The organism is Sphingomonas sp. AOB5 (assembly GCF_029433115.1).
Lineage (GTDB): Bacteria > Pseudomonadota > Alphaproteobacteria > Sphingomonadales > Sphingomonadaceae > Sphingomonas.
The window spans coordinates 1-2088 of the sequence record NZ_JARNTV010000131.1 but is presented as its reverse complement, the minus strand read 5'-3'; the positions used below and the strand labels follow the sequence as shown (position 1 = coordinate 2088).

At 69.3% G+C, this 2088-nt stretch carries 1 protein-coding gene; it reads left to right on the top strand.

Annotated elements, in window-relative coordinates:
- Positions 1-2088 (top strand): UvrD-helicase domain-containing protein (locus P1X14_RS21990; protein ID WP_277317560.1); only part of this gene is annotated, 2088 nt, incomplete at both ends.

Below are 2088 nucleotides of genomic sequence, written 5' to 3'. Positions count from 1 at the left end.
TCGGCGTGGCTGGAAGCGGGCGCGGACCGGCGCGCCGCGACGCTGGGCGATCTGCACGCCGTGTTCCGCACCCAGAAGGGCGAGCCGCGCAAGGTCTCGGCCAAGCTGAGCGACGCCGATCCCGATTACGAGACGCTGGCGATGGATCTGGGCGGGGCCTCTGCCGATCTGCTGACGATGCGCGCGCAGGCGGGCTATGCCGATGTGCTGGCGCGCGGGCTTGAGGCGGGCCGCGAATATGCACGCGCCTATGCCGCCGCGAAGCGCCGCGTGGGCGCGGTCGATTTCGACGATCTGATCCGCCGCACGGTCGAGCTGCTGGGCCAGCCGGACATGGGCGAATGGGTTCGCTTCAAGCTGGATCAGGTGACCGAGCATGTGCTGGTGGACGAAGCGCAGGACACCAATTTGCGGCAATGGGCGATCGTCGATGCAGTGATCGAGGAGTTCTTCTCGGGCAGCGGCACCCGGCCCGAGGGCTGGCGGACGCTGTTCGCGGTGGGCGATTACAAGCAGGCGATCTTCGGCTTTCAGGGCACCGATCCGATCTTCTATCGCTGGGCGCATCGCCGCTTCCTCGAAAAGTCGCAGGTGAAGCCGGATTACGAGGTCGAGACGCAGCCGCTGGAGACGCTGTCGCTGACCCACAGCTTCCGCTCGACCGAGCCGGTGCTGCAGTTCGTGGACGCAGCCATCGCCGTGCTGCCCGAACCGGGCATGGGCGATGTCAGCGATCTGGAAGCGCATGCCAGCGAAGTGAAGGGACCCGGTACCGTCACCCTCTGGCCGGTGACGCTGGAAGGCGGCGCGGACGAGGGCGAGGAAGGCTGGGTAGACGACGCCACCCGCGCGTTGGCCAAGCAGATCGCGCGGGCGATCAAGTCATGGGTCGGCACGCTGGAGCTGGAGAGCAAGGGGCGCAAGTTGCGGCCCGAGGATGTGATGATCCTGGTCAAGCGGCGCGGCGACCTCGCTTCGCTGATCGTCGCGCGGCTCTATGCGGAGGGCGTGCCGGTGGCGGGCGTCGACCGGCTGCGGCTGAACGCGCCGCTTGCCGTTCAGGACCTGCTCGCCGCGATCCGCTTTGCGCTGCAGCCCGAGGACGATCTGTCGCTCGCGTCGCTGCTGGTGTCGCCGCTGATCGGCTGGACGCAGGACGAGCTGATGGCGGCGGCGGTGCGCGAGCGTGGCGGGCTGTGGCGGCACCTGCGTGCGACGCAGAGCGACGAACGGCTGGCGCCGCTGCACGAAATCCTCCGCCGCGCAGATATCGCCACGCCCTATCGCTTCCTCGAGGAGATGCTGTCCGGGCCGATGCAGGGGCGGCGCAAGCTGCTCAAGCGGCTGGGCGAGGAAGCCCGCGATCCCATCGACGAGCTGCTCAACGCCGCGCTGAATTTCGAGAATGTCGCGACGCCTTCGCTGCAGCGCTTCCTCGACTGGTTCGATCGCGGCGATGTGGAGATCGTGCGCGACGCCGCCCAGCCGCAGGGCGCGGTGCGGGTTATGACCGCGCATGGCGCCAAGGGACTTCAGGCGCCCTTGGTGATCCTGGCGGACGCGACCGCGGATCCGACCAAAAGCCCGCGCGATTTCCTCAACTGGCAGCCCGAGGGGCATGAGGGCGAGGCCTTCCCGATCTTCCGCCCTCGTGCCGAGGAGCGGGGCGGGGCGCTGCAGGATCTGCTCGACGCGACCGATGCGCGCGAGCAGCAAGAGCATTGGCGGCTGTTCTACGTCGCGGCGACGCGCGCCGAGGAGCGGCTGGTGATCGCGGGTGCGCTGGGGCCGATGGCCAAGGGCGAGGCGCCGGCCAGCAGCTGGTATGCGGCCTCGGTGCAGGCGTTCGATGCATTGGGAATCGAAGGCGGGGAGGCACCGGCCGAACGTGTGTTTAGCGGGTTGAACCCCGCCGTGCCGGTTGCTGCGAAACCGGATGTCGCCGCCGAAATTCTCGTGGCCGCGCCACTGCCGGACTGGGTCTCGCGCCCGGCGCCGGAGGAGGCGCGTCCACCGCGTCCGCTGGCGCCATCTACGCTCGGCGACGACAGCGTGGCCGATCCGCCGCCCAATCCGGCGATGCGCGCC